21 protein-coding genes are annotated in these 18,379 nt (G+C 67.5%); 13 read left to right on the forward strand and 8 right to left on the reverse strand.

Annotated elements, in window-relative coordinates:
- Window positions 1–96: 96 nt before the first annotated feature.
- Both LGY53_RS01995 and LGY53_RS02000 read right to left on the reverse strand, forming a co-directional pair.
- Complete coding sequence (locus LGY53_RS01995; RefSeq protein ID WP_225724909.1) at window positions 97–1,140, reverse strand: alpha/beta fold hydrolase; 1,044 nt, start codon at window positions 1,138–1,140, stop codon at window positions 97–99.
- Between the two features lie 38 nt (window positions 1,141–1,178).
- On the reverse strand, window positions 1,179–2,042 hold the full coding sequence (locus LGY53_RS02000) for a hypothetical protein (protein WP_225724910.1): 864 nt from the start codon (window positions 2,040–2,042) through the stop codon (window positions 1,179–1,181).
- Between the two features lie 397 nt (window positions 2,043–2,439).
- On the opposite strand from LGY53_RS02000, the gene LGY53_RS02005 reads away from it, so the two are divergent.
- The 5 genes from LGY53_RS02005 to LGY53_RS02025 are packed head-to-tail and all read left to right on the forward strand — an operon-like array spanning window position 2,440 to window position 7,282.
- Window positions 2,440–4,185 (forward strand): DEAD/DEAH box helicase, encoded by a 1,746-nt coding sequence (locus LGY53_RS02005; RefSeq protein ID WP_225725657.1) that lies wholly within the window; start codon window positions 2,440–2,442, stop codon window positions 4,183–4,185.
- Between the two features lie 28 nt (window positions 4,186–4,213).
- On the forward strand, window positions 4,214–5,449 hold the full coding sequence (locus LGY53_RS02010; RefSeq protein ID WP_225724911.1) for a hypothetical protein: 1,236 nt from the start codon (window positions 4,214–4,216) through the stop codon (window positions 5,447–5,449).
- Window positions 5,450–5,500: 51 nt separating this feature from the next.
- Window positions 5,501–6,112 (forward strand): acid phosphatase, encoded by a 612-nt coding sequence (locus LGY53_RS02015; RefSeq protein WP_225724912.1) that lies wholly within the window; start codon window positions 5,501–5,503, stop codon window positions 6,110–6,112.
- Window positions 6,109–6,600 carry a GNAT family N-acetyltransferase gene (locus LGY53_RS02020; protein ID WP_225724913.1) on the forward strand — a complete coding sequence of 164 codons (492 nt, stop codon included), beginning with the start codon at window positions 6,109–6,111 and terminating at the stop codon, window positions 6,598–6,600. Before LGY53_RS02015 ends, LGY53_RS02020 begins: the two co-directional genes overlap by 4 nt.
- A gap of 4 nt (window positions 6,601–6,604) precedes the next feature.
- Window positions 6,605–7,282: an endonuclease V gene (locus tag LGY53_RS02025; RefSeq protein WP_225724914.1), complete on the forward strand. Its 678-nt coding sequence runs from the start codon at window positions 6,605–6,607 to the stop codon at window positions 7,280–7,282.
- A gap of 18 nt (window positions 7,283–7,300) precedes the next feature.
- Here LGY53_RS02025 and LGY53_RS02030 read toward each other — a convergent pair whose 3' ends face one another.
- Entirely contained in the window at window positions 7,301–7,717 is a 417-nt protein-coding gene (locus LGY53_RS02030; protein WP_167477479.1) for a hypothetical protein, read from the reverse strand.
- Window positions 7,718–7,833: 116 nt separating this feature from the next.
- Between LGY53_RS02030 and LGY53_RS02035 the strand changes: the two genes are divergently transcribed.
- Window positions 7,834–8,778: a diacylglycerol kinase family protein gene (locus LGY53_RS02035; RefSeq protein WP_225724915.1), complete on the forward strand. Its 945-nt coding sequence runs from the start codon at window positions 7,834–7,836 to the stop codon at window positions 8,776–8,778.
- A gap of 252 nt (window positions 8,779–9,030) precedes the next feature.
- Complete coding sequence (locus LGY53_RS02040; protein WP_225724916.1) at window positions 9,031–9,285, forward strand: WhiB family transcriptional regulator; 255 nt, start codon at window positions 9,031–9,033, stop codon at window positions 9,283–9,285.
- 121 nt (window positions 9,286–9,406) lie between these two features.
- Here the strand turns inward: LGY53_RS02040 and LGY53_RS02045 are convergent, their stop codons facing one another.
- The gene (locus LGY53_RS02045) at window positions 9,407–10,921 is read right to left on the reverse strand and encodes a sensor histidine kinase (protein WP_167477481.1); all 1,515 of its coding nucleotides are present in this window, start codon (window positions 10,919–10,921) and stop codon (window positions 9,407–9,409) included.
- A gap of 26 nt (window positions 10,922–10,947) precedes the next feature.
- Complete coding sequence (locus LGY53_RS02050) at window positions 10,948–11,163, reverse strand: biotin/lipoyl-binding carrier protein (RefSeq protein WP_167477482.1); 216 nt, start codon at window positions 11,161–11,163, stop codon at window positions 10,948–10,950.
- Window positions 11,164–11,266: 103 nt separating this feature from the next.
- Here LGY53_RS02050 and LGY53_RS44340 point away from each other — a divergent pair, with 103 nt between their 5' ends.
- Window positions 11,267–11,341 carry a 50S ribosomal protein bL37 gene (locus LGY53_RS44340; protein ID WP_095887907.1) on the forward strand — a complete coding sequence of 25 codons (75 nt, stop codon included), beginning with the start codon at window positions 11,267–11,269 and terminating at the stop codon, window positions 11,339–11,341.
- 76 nt (window positions 11,342–11,417) lie between these two features.
- On the opposite strand, the gene rsrA is transcribed toward LGY53_RS44340, so the two are convergent.
- Both rsrA and LGY53_RS02060 read right to left on the reverse strand, forming a co-directional pair.
- Complete coding sequence (rsrA, locus tag LGY53_RS02055; protein WP_225725658.1) at window positions 11,418–11,675, reverse strand: mycothiol system anti-sigma-R factor; 258 nt, start codon at window positions 11,673–11,675, stop codon at window positions 11,418–11,420.
- A gap of 26 nt (window positions 11,676–11,701) precedes the next feature.
- On the reverse strand, window positions 11,702–12,328 hold the full coding sequence (locus LGY53_RS02060; RefSeq protein ID WP_194252476.1) for a sigma-70 family RNA polymerase sigma factor: 627 nt from the start codon (window positions 12,326–12,328) through the stop codon (window positions 11,702–11,704).
- Window positions 12,329–12,591: 263 nt separating this feature from the next.
- Between LGY53_RS02060 and ybaK the strand changes: the two genes are divergently transcribed.
- The gene (gene ybaK, locus LGY53_RS02065) at window positions 12,592–13,089 is read left to right on the forward strand and encodes a Cys-tRNA(Pro) deacylase (RefSeq protein ID WP_225724917.1); all 498 of its coding nucleotides are present in this window, start codon (window positions 12,592–12,594) and stop codon (window positions 13,087–13,089) included.
- A 142-nt stretch (window positions 13,090–13,231) separates the two neighbouring features.
- Window positions 13,232–13,522: a hypothetical protein gene (locus LGY53_RS02070; protein WP_225724918.1), complete on the forward strand. Its 291-nt coding sequence runs from the start codon at window positions 13,232–13,234 to the stop codon at window positions 13,520–13,522.
- Between the two features lie 9 nt (window positions 13,523–13,531).
- On the opposite strand, the gene LGY53_RS02075 is transcribed toward LGY53_RS02070, so the two are convergent.
- Window positions 13,532–14,308, reverse strand: a complete 777-nt coding sequence (locus tag LGY53_RS02075; protein ID WP_225724919.1) for an SOS response-associated peptidase — start codon at window positions 14,306–14,308, stop codon at window positions 13,532–13,534.
- Window positions 14,309–14,447: 139 nt separating this feature from the next.
- Between LGY53_RS02075 and LGY53_RS02080 the strand changes: the two genes are divergently transcribed.
- The 3 genes from LGY53_RS02080 to rsgA are packed head-to-tail and all read left to right on the forward strand — an operon-like array spanning window position 14,448 to window position 18,268.
- Window positions 14,448–15,950 carry an aldehyde dehydrogenase family protein gene (locus tag LGY53_RS02080; protein WP_225724920.1) on the forward strand — a complete coding sequence of 501 codons (1,503 nt, stop codon included), beginning with the start codon at window positions 14,448–14,450 and terminating at the stop codon, window positions 15,948–15,950.
- Window positions 15,951–15,980: 30 nt separating this feature from the next.
- Window positions 15,981–17,273, forward strand: coding sequence for a 3-phosphoshikimate 1-carboxyvinyltransferase (aroA, locus tag LGY53_RS02085; RefSeq protein WP_225724921.1), 1,293 nt, complete (start codon window positions 15,981–15,983; stop codon window positions 17,271–17,273).
- On the forward strand, window positions 17,243–18,268 hold the full coding sequence (gene rsgA, locus LGY53_RS02090) for a ribosome small subunit-dependent GTPase A (RefSeq protein ID WP_225724922.1): 1,026 nt from the start codon (window positions 17,243–17,245) through the stop codon (window positions 18,266–18,268). The genes aroA and rsgA overlap by 31 nt, the downstream gene beginning before the upstream one ends.
- Window positions 18,269–18,379 lie beyond the last annotated feature (111 nt).

Genomic DNA, 18,379 nt, shown 5'->3' on the forward strand with positions numbered 1-18,379 from the left:
CCGCACAGCCTAGTCGCGCACGGTGAATCCGGTTCGGCGGTCTCGCGGTTGCTCCCAGCGATTGGAAAAGACCACCCAGCATCCGAGATTCGGCGCTCACCGCTCCGACAGGAACTTGTCCAGATAGGCCCATGTGGTGTCGCGCGCGCCCGGTCCGGTCAGGATGCCGAGGTGGCTGCCCGGCGCGGTCTCGTACCGCACCTCGGCCGCGTTCACCAGCGTCGCGACGCCCGCCTCGACGGCGGCCGCCGCGGTGATCATGTCGTCGGGCCCGCCGACCAGCAGCACCGGCGCGGTGACGGCGGCGAGCTCGATCCGCCGCCGCCCCAGTCGCACGACGCCGCGCCCGATGTCGTTGTGCCGGATGAACCTTCCCCACAGCTGGTTGTAGAACCGGCCCGGATAGCCGGGCATCTCGGCCATGAACCGATCGATCGACTCCATCTTGGCCAGCGCCTCGGTGCTGGTGATGTTGTTGGCGACGAACCACGGCCTGGTCAGCTCGCGATCCCAGGCGGTGAGCCGGTAGGCGAGCCGGGTGAGCGCGGCCGGGACGCCGCCGACCGCGCGCACCGCGGTGGACATGCCGAGTCCGCCGGTGAGCCGGGCGAGCGCACGCACCTGCGGAATTCCGGCCATCCTGTCGTAGTCCAGCGGCGCGCCGACCGCGGTGATCGATCGGATCGGCAGTTCGGCGTGCGCCGCGGCGGTGAGCAGCGCCAGCGTGCCGCCGATCGACCAGCCGACGAGATCCACCGCGCGGCCGCCGCGATCGGCGCAGACCCGCAGGATCGATTCGGGCAGGATGTCGTCGATCCAGTCCTCGAAACCCATTCGCCGGTCGGCGAAGGTGATCTCGCCGTAGTCGACCAGATAGGGCGCGCGGCCGGATTCGAGCAGGAAACGCGCGACGCTCTGGTCCGGCCGCAGATCGAAGCAGGTCGCGGGCGCGGCCAGCGGCGGCACCAGGAGTACGGCGGAATCTGTTGTCTCGCTTGCATTTTCGAAACGACGCAGCAGACGGTGCGGCTCATCCCACAGCACCGTCGCCGGTGCCGGATCCGGCGCCTCGACACCCGGCCCGAAGGTGAGCGCCCAGGCATTGCGCGCGGCCAGCGTGACGTTTTCAGCGAAATTCACGAGCAGAATCTCTCACACTCCGGTACCGCCGGTAACACTCAACCCTCGTTCTTCCCCATCGCGATCGGCGTATTCGACGGCACCACCTCCGCCCGCACCCGCTTGACCAGCGGCGCGAACGCGGTGGTGAATTCCGCGATGGCATCCTGGGACAGCGCCGAGAGCGCACCGTGCCAAGCGGCCTCGTCGGTGGCCTTCTCCACGCGTTCCAGCAGTTCGCCGCCGCTCGCGGTCAGCGACGGATTCGTCGGCTCACCCTTCACCAGACCACCGGCGCGCAGCTCGTCCACCGCGTCGGCCCACTCCCGTTCGGAGATCCCGCGCGCGGTCCGCGTCACCGATTCGGTCGTCTTACCCGCCGCCACCTGCAGCACAAGTGCCTGACGCCCGGTGATGCCGTGCGCGACCAGCGCCGCGACATGTCCGTCGCCGCGATGCTCGCGCAGCGAGGTCACCGTCTGCCACAGCGCGCCGACCGGGTCGTCCGGCAGCCGCAGCGCGGCATTCGCGGCGTAGAGCGCGCGGCCGGTCGCGTCGGCGGCCCGCAGCGCGGGAGCCAGCAGCGCGGCCGCCCTGGCGGATTCCGCGTCACCCGCGCCGCATTCGCGCAGCACGCGGGTCGACAGGGCCAAACGCGCCTCCAGACAGTGCTGCGGCGTGGTCCGCGACCAGACGTCCGGCAGCGCCTTGGCGACCATATCGGGGTGGAATCCGGCGAAGGTCGCGAGCACGACGCCCGCCCCGACCTCCCCGAGTGGCGCGGCCCGGTAGGCGAAGTAGGTCTGCCAGTAGCCGCGCAGGCCCAGCGCGAGTCCGGACTCCTTCACCCCCGCTCCGAAATAGACGACATCGTGCAGCGGTTCGAGCGTCGTCCAGATTCGACGCGCCGGGTGAATTGCCATGTGCCGCACTGTACGTCGACAAACCGAGCGGGGAAACCGAACTATTGCGGCGAAATTACCGGCCCGGAATTCGAGCCGTGCACAATATCACGCTACAATCTTCCCGGACAACGGAAATTTCCCCGCCTTGACCGGTTTCGGGCGTGGTATCCGGAGTCCGAGAAAATGTGCGCGCACCTGATCCGCGTCACCCACGCGTCGCGCCGAAGATCCCGAGCTGGTTGGCCGTCGTCGTTTTTCGATGGCACCCGGGACCGGCAGCGACTGGCGGTGAGTATCACAGGCGGATACGTGGTCGTCGCGGACCGACCGGTCTGCCCCACGCCTCGTGCGCGCGTGACGCGCTGACGAGGAAGGCAAGAACCTGAGCAAGATCACCGTAGAACAGGAACCAGGACTGGCGGACACGCTGCTGACGGCCGAACTGGACGACACGCACACCGCCCCGAGTTTCGCCGAATTGGGCGTGCGCCCGGAAATCGTGCGCGCACTCGGCGAGATCGGAATCGAACGCACATTCGCCATTCAGGAACTCACCCTGCCGCTCGCGCTGGCCGGTGAGGATCTGATCGGCCAGGCCCGCACGGGTATGGGCAAAACCTTCGGCTTCGGTGTGCCGCTGCTGCACCGCATCGCCACCCCCGAATCCGGAACCACCCCGCTCGACGGCACGCCGCGCGCGCTGGTCATCGTGCCGACGCGCGAGCTGTGCATCCAGGTCACCCAGGATCTGGAAAACGCCAGCAAATACCTGACGAACCACAAAGGTCCCCTACGGGTCACCGCCATCTACGGCGGCCGCCCGTACGAGGCGCAGATCGACGCGCTGCGTTCCGGCGTCGACGTCGTGGTCGGCACCCCGGGCCGCCTGCTCGACCTGGCCGACCAGCAGCATCTGATCCTCGGCAAGATCGGCGTGCTGGTGCTGGACGAGGCCGACGAAATGCTCGACCTGGGCTTCCTGCCCGATATCGAGCGCATCCTGAATATGGTCCCGGAGAAGCGTCAGACCATGCTCTTCTCGGCCACCATGCCGGGCCCGATCATCACCCTGGCCCGCACCTTCCTCACCCGCCCGACGCATATCCGGGCCGAGGAACCACACGATTCCGCCGTGCACGACCGGACGGCCCAGTTCGTCTACCGGGCGCACGCGCTGGACAAGGGCGAACTCGTCGCCAGGATTCTGCAGGCCGAGAGCCGCGGCGCCACCATGATCTTCACCAGGACCAAGCGCACCGCGCAGAAGGTGGCCGACGAGTTGGCCGAGCGCGGATTCGCGGTGGGCGCCGTGCACGGCGACCTCGGACAGATCGCGCGCGAGAAGGCGCTGACCAAATTCCGCAAGGGCACCATCGACGTGCTCGTCGCCACCGACGTCGCCGCCCGGGGTATCGATATCGACGACGTCACCCACGTCATCAACTACCAGTGCCCCGAGGACGAGAAGACCTACGTGCACCGCATCGGGCGCACCGGCCGGGCCGGGCGCACCGGCGTCGCGGTGACGCTGATCGACTGGGACGAACTGAACCGCTGGGAGGCCATCGACAAGGCGCTCGGCCTCGGCATCCCGGAGCCGGTGGAGACGTATTCCCGTTCGCCGCACCTGTTTTCGGATCTGGGCATCCCGGAGGGCGCGACCGGCTTCATCCGCAAGCCGAAGCCGGAGCGGGATCCCGACGCGGTGGTCGAGGAGCGGCCCGCCCGCACCCCGCGCAAGCGGAATCGCAGGCGCACCAGGGGCGGTCAGCCGATCGACGTGAACGGTGTTGCGGCCGAGGCCGATTCCGAGGCAGCCGAAGCGGAGGCCGTCGAGGCGGTGGCCGAAAACGCCGACGCCGCAACGGTTGACGACGAGAACGCCGAAAAGCCCGCCCGTCGCAGGCGGCGTCGGCGCAAGTCGGCGGAGACCGGTGCGAACGGCACCGCCGACACCGAATCCGGTGTGGCGGTGCATGAATCCGGCGAATCCGACACAGCCGAGGCCGATACGGCCGAATCCGACGCGCCCGCCAGGCGCAGGCGGCGGCGCCGCCGGAGCGCGGACGAGCCGGGCACCGAAAACGGTTCGGCCAATGGCACCGTCGCGACCAGCGACAATGCCCCGGCGGAAAGGGCGGGCGCAACCGCGTCAGCCTGATCGCGCCGGATCGGCTAGTCTCGCAGACGTGCTCGCACCCGAGCGGCGAACGCGCGCCGACATCATCTCCGCAGTCGCGATCGCCGTGCTCGTGGTGGTCGCGGCGATCGTGGTGTGGGCGCGCGGCGATGCGAAGGGCACCGAATCGGTGACCGCCAGCCATCCCGCGCCGGTACCCGCTGTGGCTGATCAGCTGCCCACCACACTGCGCGAGCTGTGGCATGCGCCCGATTCGGCAAGTGCCCGTGCGCTCGTCGCGGGCGGTGTCGCGGTCACCGGCGACGACGGTTCCGTCGTCGGGCACGACCCGAAAACCGGTGCGCAGCTGTGGCTCTACAAGCGGGATATGCCGTTGTGCGGCGTGGAATCGCAGTTCGGCACCGTGATCGCGGACTACCGGGACCAGCGCGGTTGCAGCCAGGCCACGCTGCTGGCCGGCGAGGACGGCTCCCGCCGCACCGCGCGCAGCAGCTATATGGATCCGACGGTGCGGCTATCCGTCGACGGCACCTACGCGCTCGCGCTCGGCCCGAACCGGCTGGAGATGTGGCGCTCCGATCTGGTCCGCACGCTCGAATACGGCTACGTCGACGCGCCGGTGAATACGAAGACCCAGCCGCGCACCGGATGCAAGCTGTATTCCGCCGGTTCCAGCGCGACCCGGCTCGCGGTCGTCGAGCGCTGCCCCGGCGATCCGGCCGACCGGCTCACCGTGCTGAGTCCGGCGCCGAAGGACAATACGGTGCCGGAGGAATACGGCTCGCATGTGCTCACCGTCCCCGGCGGCGACGGGCTCGACGTGCGGGTGCTCGCGGTGTCCGACAGCCGGATCGCGGTTTACCTGCCCCCCGCCGCGGCCACCGCGGGCGAGGCCGCGGCCGGCCCGCGGATCGGCATCTACGACGCCTCCGGCAATCAGCTCGCGCTGCGCGACGCACCCGGCCCGATCAGCGACGGGGCCACTTCGGTCCGGATCGGCTCGGCCGACTTCGTCTTCACCGGCAACAGCGTGCTCGCTTGGAACGCAAGCACTTTCGACCAGCTGTGGAGTGCGCCGGGTGCGCTCGGCACGCCCGCGCTGATGGCGGGCCGGATCGTGCTGCCGGTAGCGGGTGGTATCGCCGTGCTGGATCCGGCCAGCGGCGCCGAACTCAGCCGGATACCCGTCGACCGGCCGGGTTATGACGGCGCGCCCATCTCGCTGTCCGTCCTCGGCAGCACGCTGCTGGAGAAGCGCGGCAACGAACTGCACGCGCTCGGCTGAAATCCACCCCCACGTCAAGTCCGCTGACCAGGTCGCGACCATGATGGTTTCATGTCCGCACTCGACGACGCCCGACTAGTCCTGCTCCGCCACGGCGAAACGACGTGGTCGGCCGCGCACAAGCACACCGGCCGCACCGATCTGCCGCTCACCGAGCGCGGCGAGGAGCAGGCCCGCGCCGCCGGACAGTTGCTGGCCGGGCTGAAGCTGCGGGATCCGCTGGTGCTCACCAGCCCGCGCGAGCGCGCCATCCACACCGCCGCACTGGCCGGATTCACCGAGACCGCCGTCGACGACGATCTGGCCGAATGGGATTACGGCGATTACGAGGGGCTCACCACCGCCGAGATCCGCGAATCCGCGCCGCACTGGACCATCTGGTCCGGCGCGGTACCGGGCGGCGAGTCGGCCGAGCAGGTGCGGGCCAGGGCCGACCGGGTGCTCGCCTCGGTGGAACCGGAGCTGACCGCGCGCGATATCGTGCTGGTCGGGCACGGTCATTTCTCCCGGGCGCTGATCGCCCGCTGGGCCGAGCTCGATGTCAGGGAGGGGCGTCGCTTCGCCATGTCGACCGCGGCGGCAACCGTGCTCGGTTACGAGCACGAGGAGCGAACCATCCTGGCGCACAACCTCGTTCAGCACACCGATGGAGCAATACTGTGAACGAATCCGGCACCCTGCGCCGCGCGACTCCGGCCGATGTCCCGGCCATCGTCGAACTCATCCACGAGCTCGCGGAGTACGAAAGGGCAAGGGATCAGGTCGAAGTCACCGTCGAGCAATTGCACGACGCGCTGTTCGGCACGGCCCCCGCGGTTTTCGCGCACGTGGTCGAGGAGAACGGCGAATTGGTCGGCTACTCCATCTGGTTCAAGAACTTTTCGACCTGGACCGGCACGCACGGTCTCTATCTGGAAGATCTCTACGTCCGGCCGGAAACGCGCGGAAAGGGTTACGGCAAGGCGCTGCTCGTCGCGCTGGCGCAGGAGGCCGTCGCGAACGGATACCGCCGCCTCGACTGGGCGGTGCTCACCTGGAATCAGCCGTCGATCGATTTCTACGAATCCCTCGGCGCGCTGCGCCAGGACGAATGGGTCGGTTATCGGCTCACCGGTGACGCGCTGGAAAAGGTGGCCGGGCAAACCCTTTGATCCGATGCGGATTTCGATTCGGCGACCATGGCCGACCACCCCGGAACAGGCCGTCGCGCTACAGGACGAACTGCGCCCGCTCGTCGATCCGGTGAATCCGCGCCCGCCGGATTTCCGCACGGTCGCCGGGCTGGATTCCGCCTATGCCGACAGCGGCGCGGTCGCGGCCGCCGTGGTGGTGCTGGATTGCGCGACGGCCGAATCCGTCGATTCGGTCGTCGTGCACGGCAGGACCGAATTCCCTTATGTGCCGGGACTGCTCGCGTTCCGGGAATTGCCGACCACCGTCGCCGCCCTGGAAAAGCTTTCCACCACACCGGATCTGCTGATCTGCGACGGCCAGGGACTGGCCCATCCGCGCCGCTTCGGCCTGGCCTGTCATCTCGGCGTGCTGACCGGAATACCGACCATCGGCGTCGCCAAAACCGTGTGGGGCGAATACACCGAACCGGGCCCGGAACGCGGCGCGGCAACGGATCTGGTGCTCGACGGCGAGGTGGTCGGCCGGGCGCTGCGCACCAGGGCCGGGGTCAAACCGGTCTTCGTCTCGGTGGGCCACCGCATCGACCTCGACACCGCATGCGCGCAGGTCCTCGCGCTCACGCCGAAATACCGGATCCCCGAAACCACAAGGCGCGCGGATCAACTGTGCCGCCGAGCGCTGAAAGAGGCTGCGGCTTAGACCGAATCGCTTCGCGACCTATTCGGGATCGATCCCGTACGACTGCGCGATATACCTCGTGGTCGGCGGCGCGAACAGCAGCCCGAGCGCCGTCACCGCGACGATGCCGAGCAGGGTTCCGTACACCGGCTGATGCGATTCGGTGAGCAGCGACCAGGTCACCGGGAGCAGCAGCAGCTGCGCGATCACCGCGATCGCCCGCCCCCATCGCTTGCCGAACAGCAGCCCGATACCTGCCGCGAGCACCGCACCGCCGAGGATGCCGAACCAGGCCGCGGTCCCGTATCCGCTGGCCTGGGTCTGGTCGTGGCCGAGCAGGCCGCGCACGATCAGCACCGCGGCGACGATCACCGCGACCGCGCCCTCCAGCGTCACGAGCGCGCCCGCCGCGCGCACCGTACCGGGAACCGCACCACCCTGTCCGCCGTCTGCCACGGGCCCATCCTCATCCGCCACGCGCCCAAGCCTAAACGCGGGTACTACCGGCTGTCGTTTCGGACGGCGTCCAGCTGCGTTTCAACCCGCGCGACGGTGGGAACTACGCTTCGAACGTGCGGACGCTGCTGATCGTGAACCCGAATGCCACCTCGACGACACCGGCGACCCGGGACCTGCTCGCGCACGCCCTGGAGAGCCGGACGCAGCTGACCGTCGCGCACACCCAGCATCGCGGCCACGCCGCGGAATTGGCCCAATGGGCATCGACCAACGAGATGGACCTGATCGTCGTGCACGGTGGCGATGGGACGGTCAACGAGACCATCAACGGCTTCCTGCCGCTGCCCGAATTGGCCGACGGACAGGCCTGGCTGCCCCGCCTCGGGGTGATTCCCGGCGGTTCGGCGAATGTATTCGCCCGCGCGCTCGGCATTTCCCCGGATCCGGTGACCGCGACCAATCAATTGATCGACCTGTTGACTCTCGACGACGATCGCCGGATCGGTCTGGGCCTCGCCGACGATCGCTGGTTCACCTTCAGCGCGGGCGTCGGATTGGACGCCGATGTGTGCGAGGCGATCGACAACAGTCGCGCCAAAGGGCACGCCGCCACGCCCGCCCGTTATCTTCGAACAACAGTGCGACAATTCTTCAAGACCAAACGGCACGCCCCCGAGGTAACCGTGGAAGTGCCGGGCAGCGAACCGGTGTCGGGTGTTCATTACGCCTTCGTAACGAACACAACACCGTGGACCTATCTCGAATCGACACCGGTGCACACCAATCCGGGCACCCGGTTCGAAAAAGGACTCGGCGTGTTCGCGGTACGATCGATGGCGGTGCTGCCGACCCTGCTACTCGCGCGGCAATTGCTGGCTGCCAAGGGAAACCCCAAGTCCCGCAATTTATTTCGCGATGACGACGTGGCGTCGGTGCGCATCGAAACCAAGGAACCCATAGGCCTGCAAATCGATGGCGACTACATCGGTAAGCGCAACGTGGTCGATTTCACCTCGGTTCCCGATGTGCTCGGTGTGGTGGCCCCGCGCCCGATCTGAACGCGAAACGCCGCGAAAAACATCGCGGTTGCGCTGCGAAAACCAGAGAGAGCGAGTACAAAGGACCGGGCAGGTTCCCCGAGCGGGGACCTAGTGAGCGTGAGCTTCCCCACGGTGCACCGCAAACCTATTGACATCTACGGTGTTCGTGAAAGCATTCACAAGCAACCGTGCGGAAACATTCGAGTCGCACAAGTGAACGGACCACAAACCATAGGCGCCCTTTGGGGTGCCCAGCAAAGGAGCAGAGGAATGGACTGGCGCCACAAGGCCATCTGTCGCGACGAGGACCCCGAGCTGTTCTTCCCGGTGGGTAACAGCGGTCCTGCGCTCGCGCAGATTGCCGATGCCAACCTGGTCTGCGCTCGCTGCCCCGTTACTGCCGACTGCCTGTCCTGGGCCCTGAAATCCGGACAGGATGCCGGCGTGTGGGGTGGTATGAGCGAGGACGAGCGCCGGGCGCTCAAGCGTCGCAACGCGCGCACCCGCACCCGCACCGTCGTCTAACCGACGACTTCCCGGTTACCGGGCCCACCAGCCCGGCCCGGTAACGCATTCACCCGGCACCCCAGGTGCCGGGTTTTTTGTTGTCCGAAACGGGCTCGCCCGAACCGAATTGGCGCGCGGCTCAGCGACCGGACCTGCGCCCCAACGGAACTCGCAGTACCGCATCGGTGCCGATATCGGCGCCGGGATGTAATCCGATGGAGCCGCCGAGTTCCGCGGTGACCAGCGTGCGGACGATCTGCAGACCGAGCCGGTCGGACGATTCGAGGCTGAAACCCGGTGGGAGACCGCGTCCGTCGTCGCTGATGATCACGTCGAGCCAGCGCGCCGACCGCTCGGAGCGAATGGTGACGGTACCGTTCTGTCCGGGATCGAAGGCGTGCTCGATGGCGTTCTGCACCAATTCGGTCAGCACCATCACCAGCGGGGTCGCGCGTTCCGCGGAGAACACGCCGAGCGATCCGGCGCGCCGCACCCTGATTCGCGCCGTATGCACCGTCGCGACATCGGCCATGATCGGCAGCAGCCGGTCGACCACCTCGTCCAGGTCCACCTCTTCGTCCACCGACATGGACAACATCTCGTGCACCGACGCGATCGAGGTGACCCGGCGCACCGATTCGGTCAGCGCGACCTGCGCCTCCTCGTTATCGGTTCGCCTGGCCTGCAACCGAAGCAGCGCGGCGACGGTCTGCAGGTTGTTCTTCACCCGGTGGTGGATCTCGCGGATGGTCGCGTCCTTGGACAGCAGGGCGCGGTCGCGCCGCTTCACCTCGGTCACATCGCGGACGAGCACCGCGGCGCCGGCCAGTTCACCGTGCGGACGCAGCACCAGGGTGCGCAGCAGTACGGTCGCGCCGCGCGCCTCCACCTCCATCCGACGGCCGGTGCGCCCGGCCAGCGCCGCCTGGATATCGCCGACCACCTCCTGCGCATCGAACGGATCGGTGATCAGCGAGCGGGTGGTCGCGGCCAGATCCTGGCCGGTCAGATCGTTCTGCAAGCCCATCCGGTGATAGGCGGACAACGCGTTCGGGCTGGCGTAGACGACGATGCCTTCGGTGTCGAGCCGGACGAAACCGTCACCGGCGCGCGGGCTGGAGTGGGTGGCCGCACGATCCTCGGTGGTCGGGAAGGTGCCGTCGGCGATCATCTGGCACAGGTCGTCGGCGCAGGCCACATAGGCGATTTCCAGCGTGCTGCGCACCCGGGAGCGCTGCACGTCGGTGTCCCGGCTGAGCACCGCGATGACGTCGTCGCCGCAGCGCACCGGAATGGCCTCGCGAATGGCGTGCACCGGATGCGGATGATAGACGCCCTTGGCCTCCACCTCGCTGTCCGCGCGCACGATCTTGCCGGTGAGCAGGGCCTCGAAGACCTGGGGGTAATCGTCCTTCGACGCCGTGCCGCCGACCATATCCTCCAGGTGCACGGTCGCCGCGGTGGTCGGACGGCACTGCGCGACACAGACCACATCGGCCCCGTCGGCGACGGGACCGGCCCCGACCCAGAGCAGCAGATCGGCGAAGGACAGATCGGCAAGCAGCTGCCAATCACCCACCACCCGCTGCAGATGATCCACGGCGACGCCGGGTAGGTCGGTGTGTTCGGCCAGGAGTTCGCTGAGTGTCGCCACGTTCGGTCTACCGCTTCGATATCGCTCTAGGAAATGACGGCGATCAGATCGCCCTGTTGTAGCACCTGACCCGGCGCGACCGCGATCGAGGTGACCTCGCCGTCGACCTCGGTGAGCACTGGAATCTCCATCTTCATCGATTCCAGGAGTACCAGCGTCTGGTCGACGTGCACCTTCTCACCCACCGCGACCTCGACGGTCAGCACGGTGGACACCATCTCAGCGCGCACTTCCTCAGCCATGACACCCCGTTCACTAGGTCGATTCCGGCAGCGGCCCGCATCCGCTGAAGGTACAGCCAACCACACATGAAACAATGGCCTTCAATCAGAAGGGAGACTACCGATGGGTAAGCGCGGACGTAAGAAGCGCAGTCGCAAGGGAAGCGCGGCCAACCACGGCAAGCGGCCGAACGCCTGAGCTGCACTGCCTGCAGACGCATCGAGCGGCATGTCCCTCCGTTACGGAAGAGCATGCCGCTCAGTGCTTTTGGGGGCTAGTCGGTTTCGATCTCGGTGACGGTGACCGTGCGCCGGATCTCCATCTTCAGCCGATCGCGCAGGCCCTCGGGCGCCCTGTCGCCACCGCATTTGCGGGTGAGCAGGCTCTTGATCTTCTCCTCGATGCCGTACGCCTCCAGACACGGCGTGCACTCGTGGATGTGCTGTTCGAGCCGGGCGCGCGTCGCCTCATCGCATTCGTTGTCCAGCATGAGCCAGACGTCGGCCAGCACGGCCGTGCAATCCAGCTCCATATCGGGGTCATGCTCGTGCTGCGTACTCACTGCTTGACCTCCTGACGCGCCGCACCGTCGCGGTTGAAACCACGTTCGCGCGCCACATCGGCGAGCAAACCCTTCAGTTGTTTACGGCCGCGATGCAGCCGGGACATCACCGTACCGATGGGGGTGCCCATGATGTCGGCGATTTCCTTATATGGAAAGCCCTCGACATCGGCGTAATACACCGCCATCCGGAACTCTTCCGGCAGCTCCTGTAAAGCGTTCTTGATGTCGTCGTCGGGTAGCGCGTCCAACGCCTCCACCTCGGCCGAGCGCAGACCCGTCGAGGTGTGCTCGGCGGTGGCGGCGAGTTGCCAGTCGGTGATCTCGTCGGTCGGATACTGCGCGGGCTGGCGCTGCTTCTTGCGGTAGGAGTTGATGTAGGTGTTGGTCAGGATCCGGTACAGCCAGGCACGCAGATTCGTGCCCTCCTTGAAGGATTTGAACCCCTGATACGCCTTGACATAGGTCTCCTGGACCAGATCCTCGGCATCGGCCGGATTCCTGGTCATGCGCAGCGCGGCACCGTAGAGCTGGTCGAGCAGCGGGAGCGCATCGCGCTCGAACCGCTGCGCCAGCTCGGCATCGTCGACCGCGGCACCGACCTCGTCCGGTTCGGTCGCCACGTCATCGTCGCTCGTCACACCAATCCCTTCGATCGCCGTACCAGCCAAATCTACCGGCAAGGCGTTTTCGAATGAGAAGCGCAGGTGTGTCGGGCGCTCTTCGACCAGAACAGGCACCGACCTCTCCTTCACGTCGATCACGGGTTTGAACCTCTGTACCTGCACATAACACGACACAACCGTCCGCTTGTTCCCGCAGCGACATCGGAGCATCGCAAAAAACCGGTACGAGACGAGTGCGCCGTGATATTAGGGTGACCCGCATGGCAAAGGGAGCCGCCACCCCGGCGATCACCGCGTTGACCAAAGCCGGTGTGGCCCACCGCGTGCACGAGTACAAGCACGACCCGCGTTCGGACTCCTACGGTGCGGAGGCGGTGGACGCGCTGGCCGCCGAACTCGGGGTCGGGCCCGCCCAGATCTTCAAGACACTGGTGATCGAATTGGGTACCGGCGCGCTCGCCGTCGCGGTGCTACCGGTGCCGAATACGTTGTCGCTCAAGGCCGCTGCCGCCGCACTCGGCGCGTCGAAGGCGAGTATGGCCGATAAGACCAAGGCCGAACGCACCACCGGATATGTGCTCGGCGGCATCTCCCCGCTCGGCCAGCGCAAACAGCTGCCGACCGTGATCGACGAATCGGCGCTGTCCTGGGACCGGATGCTGTGCAGCGCCGGGCGGCGCGGGCTGGAGATCGAACTCGCCCCGGCCGACCTGGTCCGTTTGACGTCAGCCGTCACCGCGCCGGTGATCTCGGGCTGATCACCCACGGGGATGGTAGGGAGGCGGAGCCGACCAGGGGTGGGTAAATTCCGCGGCCTCGACCGGGCGGGTTGCGCGGGGATCCGGGCGAATTGTGCGTTACTGGACGGATCAACCGGTCCGAGTCGAGGAGTGATGCGAGATGCGTGCGCGCCAGCTTGTCGTTGTCCTGTTCGGAGCCTCGTTGCTCACCCTCGGAACAGTGGTGCTGGACACCGCGACTACTGCCGCCGCGCCCGCTGTCATCCAGGTCGACGCCAACTACCCGCTCGACGGCAAGGACACCCCCGGCAACCCGCCGAAGAAGGATGAAAAGGCGGAGAAGGCCGAGAAATTCGGCGGTAAGACCACCAACAGCGTGATCGATCTGATCACCGGCGTGATCAAGTGCGCGTTCAACATCGCCACCAACAGCATCAAGTGCCCGCTCTGAACAACTGGTTCAGAGCAGGCTGATCTGCCCGGCCTGTTCGGTATCGGTAACGGGCGCAAGCAATTCCGGCCCGTTGTTCTTCACGCTGTTCACCAGTGGCGATACCGGGCGCACTGCGATGCCCGCCACGGCCGCCGCGGCCGGGGTCTCCAGCAGGGATGCGGGCGCGGGATGGTCCGGGTCCAGCCAGGCGTCCCAGTGTTCCTCGGGCATCGGCAGCGGCATGCGGTCGTGGATCTTGGTGAGCTCGCCGACCGAATCGGTGGTGAGGATGGTGCACGACAGCAGCGGATCGCTGTCCGGCAGCGCGCGGTCCCGCCACACCGACCACAGCCCGGCCATATACAGCCGGGAGCCGTCGGCGTTCGACATGTAATAGGGATGTTTGACGGCCTTACCGTTGCCCGCGGATTCGACCAGCCACTCGTACCAGCCGTCCATCGGCACCAGGCAGCGCCGGTATTTGACGGCGTCGCGGAACGACGCGGTGGTGGCGGCCTTGTCGGCGCGGGCGTTGAACAGCGGCTTGCCCTTCACCGGGACGCCGGGCTCGGCGACCTTGGTCCACACCGGGATCAGGCCCCAGCGCATCCGGCGCACCCGCAGTTTCGGCTCGTCGTCGGGGTGGCCGTGCTCGTGCCTGCGCACCACCGTGAGCACCTGGGTGGTGGGTGCGACGTTGTAACTGGTGAAGGTCCTGGCGTCGGCGGCGCCGGTCTCATCGATCGCGTCGAGGTCGGCGGCCAACCGGGCCGGGTTGGTGGTGGTCGCATAACGTCCGCACATATCCCGATACTCCCATCGTGTACCGACAAACTCGGGGACAATTGGACGATAGTGGGTGACCAGATGAGAGTTTTCACCTAGCATTCTCTCACGCGCCCAGGCTGCCCGCTGGCGAATCACGCAAGAGGAGAGATCCACCGTGACATCCACCGAGACCACCCCCGACCAGGACGTCCTGAAGTCGGTCGATCCGGCCACGGGCGAGGTTATCGCGACGCACCCGATCGCAGATGCGGACGCGGTGCGCACGGCCGTCGCCAAGGCCCGCACCGCCGCCGCCACCTGGGGTGCGCTGAGCTACGGCCGGCGCCGCGACCACCTGCTGCGCTGGAAGAGCCGCCTGGTGGCCGACGCCGACGAATTCACCGCGCTCATCCACCGCGAGAACGGCAAGCCGCTCGACGACTCCTTCCTCGAGCTCATGCTGGCCATCGAACATATCGACTGGGCCGCCAAACACGCCGAAAAGGTGTTGGGCCCCAAGAAGATTTCGCCCGGCATGTTCATGGCGAACTTCGCCGCCCGGCTGGAACACCGCCCGTACGGCGTCATCGGCGTGATCGGCCCGTGGAACTATCCCGTGTACACCCCGAACGGTTCCATCGCATACGCGCTCGCCGCGGGCAATGCGGTGGTGTTCAAGCCGAGCGAATACTCCACCACCATCGGCAATTTCCTCGCCGACGCGTTCGTCAGGGCGAATCCCGAACTGCCGGTAGGCGTATTCAGCACGATCAACGGCTTCGGCGCGACCGGTGCGGAACTGGTCAAGGCCGGCGTCGACAAGATCGCCTTCACCGGTTCGACCGCCACCGGCAAGCGGATCATGGCCGCCGCGGCCGAGACGCTCACCCCGGTGCTGCTCGAATGCGGCGGTAAGGATGCGGTGATCGTCGCCGCCGACGCCGACCTGAAGGCCGCCGCCGACGCGGTCGCCTGGGGCGCCACCGCCAACAGCGGCCAGACCTGCGCGGGCGTCGAACGCGTCTACGTGGACCGCTCGGTGCGCGATCAGTTCATCGCCGAGGTGAAGAAGATCCTCGCCGACGTCAAACCCGGTTCCGGTGCGGGGGCGCACTACGGGCCGATGACCATGCCGAGCCAGATCGATATCGTCAAACGGCATATCGATGACGCGTTGAAGCACGGCGGCACCGCGGTGCTCGGCGGACCGGATTCGGTGAAGGGTCCGTTCATCGAGCCGGTGGTGCTGGTGGATGTGGACGAGAACTCCGATGCGGTGCAGGAGGAGACCTTCGGGCCCACCGTCACCATCCGCACCGTCGACAGCGTCGACGAGGCCGTCGAACTGGCCAATGCCAATAAGTACGGGCTCGCCTCCGCGGTGTACTCGCGCAAGAACGGATTGGATATCGCGCGGCGGCTGCGGGTCGGCGCCACCTCGGTGAACTCGGTGCTGTCCTTCGCCGCCATCGCCGGCCTGCCGTTCGGCGGCGTCGGCGATTCCGGCATCGGCCGCATCCACGGTGCGGCCGGATTGCAGGAGTTCGCCCGGCCGCACTCGATCGCGGTGCAGCGCTTCGCGATTCCGGGCATGGCGCTGCTCAGCTACAGCCGCACCCAGTCGACCATGAAGCTGCTGCGGCGGTTGGTGCCGGTGCTGCACGGGCGGCACAAATAAACACACTCCGGTGGCGCGTCCATGTGACTCATGAGTCAAGATGGAAAGGTGAGTTTCTGGCCCGCTCCCCATGTCGACAGCCCCGTTCACGCGACGGTGACCCTGCCCGGGTCCAAGTCGATCACCAACCGGGCGTTGATCCTGGCGGCGCTGGCCGACGGACCGTCGACCCTGACCGGCGCGCTGCGCAGCCGCGACACCAACCTGATGATCAACGCGCTGCGCACGCTCGGCGCGACCATCGACGGCGCCGGTGACACGCTCACCGTCACTCCGGCGGCCGCCCTCGGCGGCGGCACCGTCGACTGCGGACTGGCGGGAACCGTGATGCGGTTCCTGCCGCCGGTGGCCGCGCTGGCCGGCGGCGCGGTGCATTTCGACGGTGACGAGCAGGCCAAGATGCGTCCGATCGGCACCATCCTGGACGCGCTGCGCGCGCTCGGCGCGCAGATCGAGGGCGACGGCCTGCCGTTCACCGTGCACGGACGCGGATCGCTGCGCGGCGGGTCGGTCAGCATCGACGCGTCCGGATCCTCCCAGTTCGTCTCCGGGCTGCTGCTCTCGGCGGCCCGGTTCGACGAGGGCATCGTCGTGCACCACACCGGTAAGGCGCTGCCGTCGATGCCGCATATCGAGATGACGGTGGAGATGCTGCGCCGCGCCGATGTGAAGGTGGGCGCGCCGACCGACAGCCGCAAGGCGCAGACCTGGACCGTGCATCCCGGCCCGATTCGCGCGGTGGACTGGGAAATCGAACCCGACCTGTCCAACGCCACCCCGTTCCTGGCGGCCGCCGCGATCACCGGCGGCGAGGTGAGCATTCCGCACTGGCCGCGCATCACCACCCAGCCCGGCGATGTGATCCGGGAGATCCTGGTGCGCATGGGCGCCGAGGCGCGCATCTTCGACGGCGTGCTCACCGTGCGCGGACCCGACCGGCTCGCCGGCATCGATATCGACCTGCACGACGTCGGCGAGCTGACGCCGACGGTGGCCGCCCTTGCGGCACTTGCGGATTCGCCGTCGGTGCTGCGCGGCATCGCACATCTGCGCGGCCACGAGACCGATCGGCTCGCCGCGCTGGCCACCGAGATCAACCGGCTCGGCGGCAAGGTCACCGAAACCGACGACGGTCTGGAGATCGTGCCCGCCGAACTGCACGGCGGCAGCTGGCACTCCTACGCCGATCACCGGATGGCAACGGCCGGTGCGATTCTCGGCCTGCGGGTGCCGGGCATCTCGATCGAGGACATCGGCACCACCGCCAAGACGCTGCCCAATTTCGTCGAGCTATGGGGCCGGATGTTGGGAGCCGCGCACTGAGCCCCGGACGTTCGGCGGCCAGCTACGACGAATCCGATGTGCGGGTGCGTCCGGGCCGCAGCTCCCGACCCCGCACGAAAACCCGTCCGGCGCACAGTGATGCGCAGGCGGCGATGGTGGTCTCGGTGGACCGGGGGCGCTGGGGATGTGTACTCGGCGGCGATCCGGCGCGCCCCATCGTCGCGATGCGGGCCCGCGAATTGGGCCGCACCCCGATCGTGGTCGGCGATCAGGTGGAGGTGGTCGGCGACCTGTCCGGCAAACCCGACACCCTGGCCCGCATCGTGCGGGTCACCGAACGCCGAACAGTGTTGCGGCGCACCGCCGATGACACCGATCCGTTCGAGCGGATCGTGGTCGGCAACGCCGAGCAGCTGTTCATCGTGGTCGCGCTCGCCGATCCGCCGCCGCGCACCGGATTCGTCGAACGCGCCATGGTCGCCGCGTATGCCGGTGGGCTGCAACCGATTCTGTGCCTGACCAAACACGATCTGGCCGCCGAATCCGAATTCGCTTCCGACTTCGACGATCTCGACCTGACCATCGTCTACGGCGGCCGCGACGACCCGCTGGAGCCGGTCCAGCACCTGCTGCTGGACCGGCTCACCGCGCTCATCGGCCACTCCGGTGTCGGCAAATCCACCTTGGTGAATCGCCTTGTGCCGGAGGCGGATCGGGCGGTCGGCGAGGTGTCCGGGGTCGGCAAGGGCAAGCACACATCCACCCAGTCCGTCGCCCTCCCGCTGCCGGGCGGCGGTTGGGTGATCGATACCCCCGGCGTGCGGTCCTTCGGCCTCGCGCACATCACCCCCGACGACGTCATCGCGGCATTCAGCGATCTCGCCGAAGCCATCGAGGATTGTCCGCGCGGCTGCACCCACCTCGGCCCGCCCGCCGATCCGGAATGCGCCCTCGACCTGTTGCCCGGCAAGGAACGCCGCGTCGCGGCCATCCGCCGGCTGCTCGTCGCACTCAACTCCAACGAGTCGTGGTGAAATCCGTTCGGCTGCAATAACGCTCGATGGAGCGATATCGCATTCCACAACACCGTCGGCCGCGATCGAACGGTCGCCGCCGCCGATATTGAAGTACGCGGTATCCCCCAC

The sequence above is a fragment of the Nocardia sp. JCM 34519.1 genome (assembly GCF_020361265.1).
Lineage (GTDB): Bacteria > Actinomycetota > Actinomycetes > Mycobacteriales > Mycobacteriaceae > Nocardia > Nocardia arthritidis_A.

Excerpts from the sequence above, each read along its gene's own strand:
- LGY53_RS02000 (WP_225724910.1), bottom strand. The coding sequence starts at position 2,042 with ATGGCAATTCACCCGGCGCGTCGAATCTGGACGACGCTCGAACCGCTG.
- LGY53_RS02015 (WP_225724912.1), top strand. The coding sequence starts at position 5,501 with ATGTCCGCACTCGACGACGCCCGACTAGTCCTGCTCCGCCACGGCGAA.
- LGY53_RS02025 (WP_225724914.1), top strand. The coding sequence starts at position 6,605 with ATGCGGATTTCGATTCGGCGACCATGGCCGACCACCCCGGAACAGGCC.
- LGY53_RS02040 (WP_225724916.1), top strand. The coding sequence starts at position 9,031 with ATGGACTGGCGCCACAAGGCCATCTGTCGCGACGAGGACCCCGAGCTG.
- LGY53_RS02050 (WP_167477482.1), bottom strand. The coding sequence starts at position 11,163 with ATGGCTGAGGAAGTGCGCGCTGAGATGGTGTCCACCGTGCTGACCGTC.
- rsrA (WP_225725658.1), bottom strand. The coding sequence starts at position 11,675 with ATGGAGCTGGATTGCACGGCCGTGCTGGCCGACGTCTGGCTCATGCTG.
- ybaK (WP_225724917.1), top strand. The coding sequence starts at position 12,592 with ATGGCAAAGGGAGCCGCCACCCCGGCGATCACCGCGTTGACCAAAGCC.
- LGY53_RS02070 (WP_225724918.1), top strand. The coding sequence starts at position 13,232 with ATGCGTGCGCGCCAGCTTGTCGTTGTCCTGTTCGGAGCCTCGTTGCTC.
- LGY53_RS02075 (WP_225724919.1), bottom strand. The coding sequence starts at position 14,308 with ATGTGCGGACGTTATGCGACCACCACCAACCCGGCCCGGTTGGCCGCC.
- aroA (WP_225724921.1), top strand. The coding sequence starts at position 15,981 with ATGAGTCAAGATGGAAAGGTGAGTTTCTGGCCCGCTCCCCATGTCGAC.
- rsgA (WP_225724922.1), top strand. The coding sequence starts at position 17,243 with ATGGGGCCGGATGTTGGGAGCCGCGCACTGAGCCCCGGACGTTCGGCG.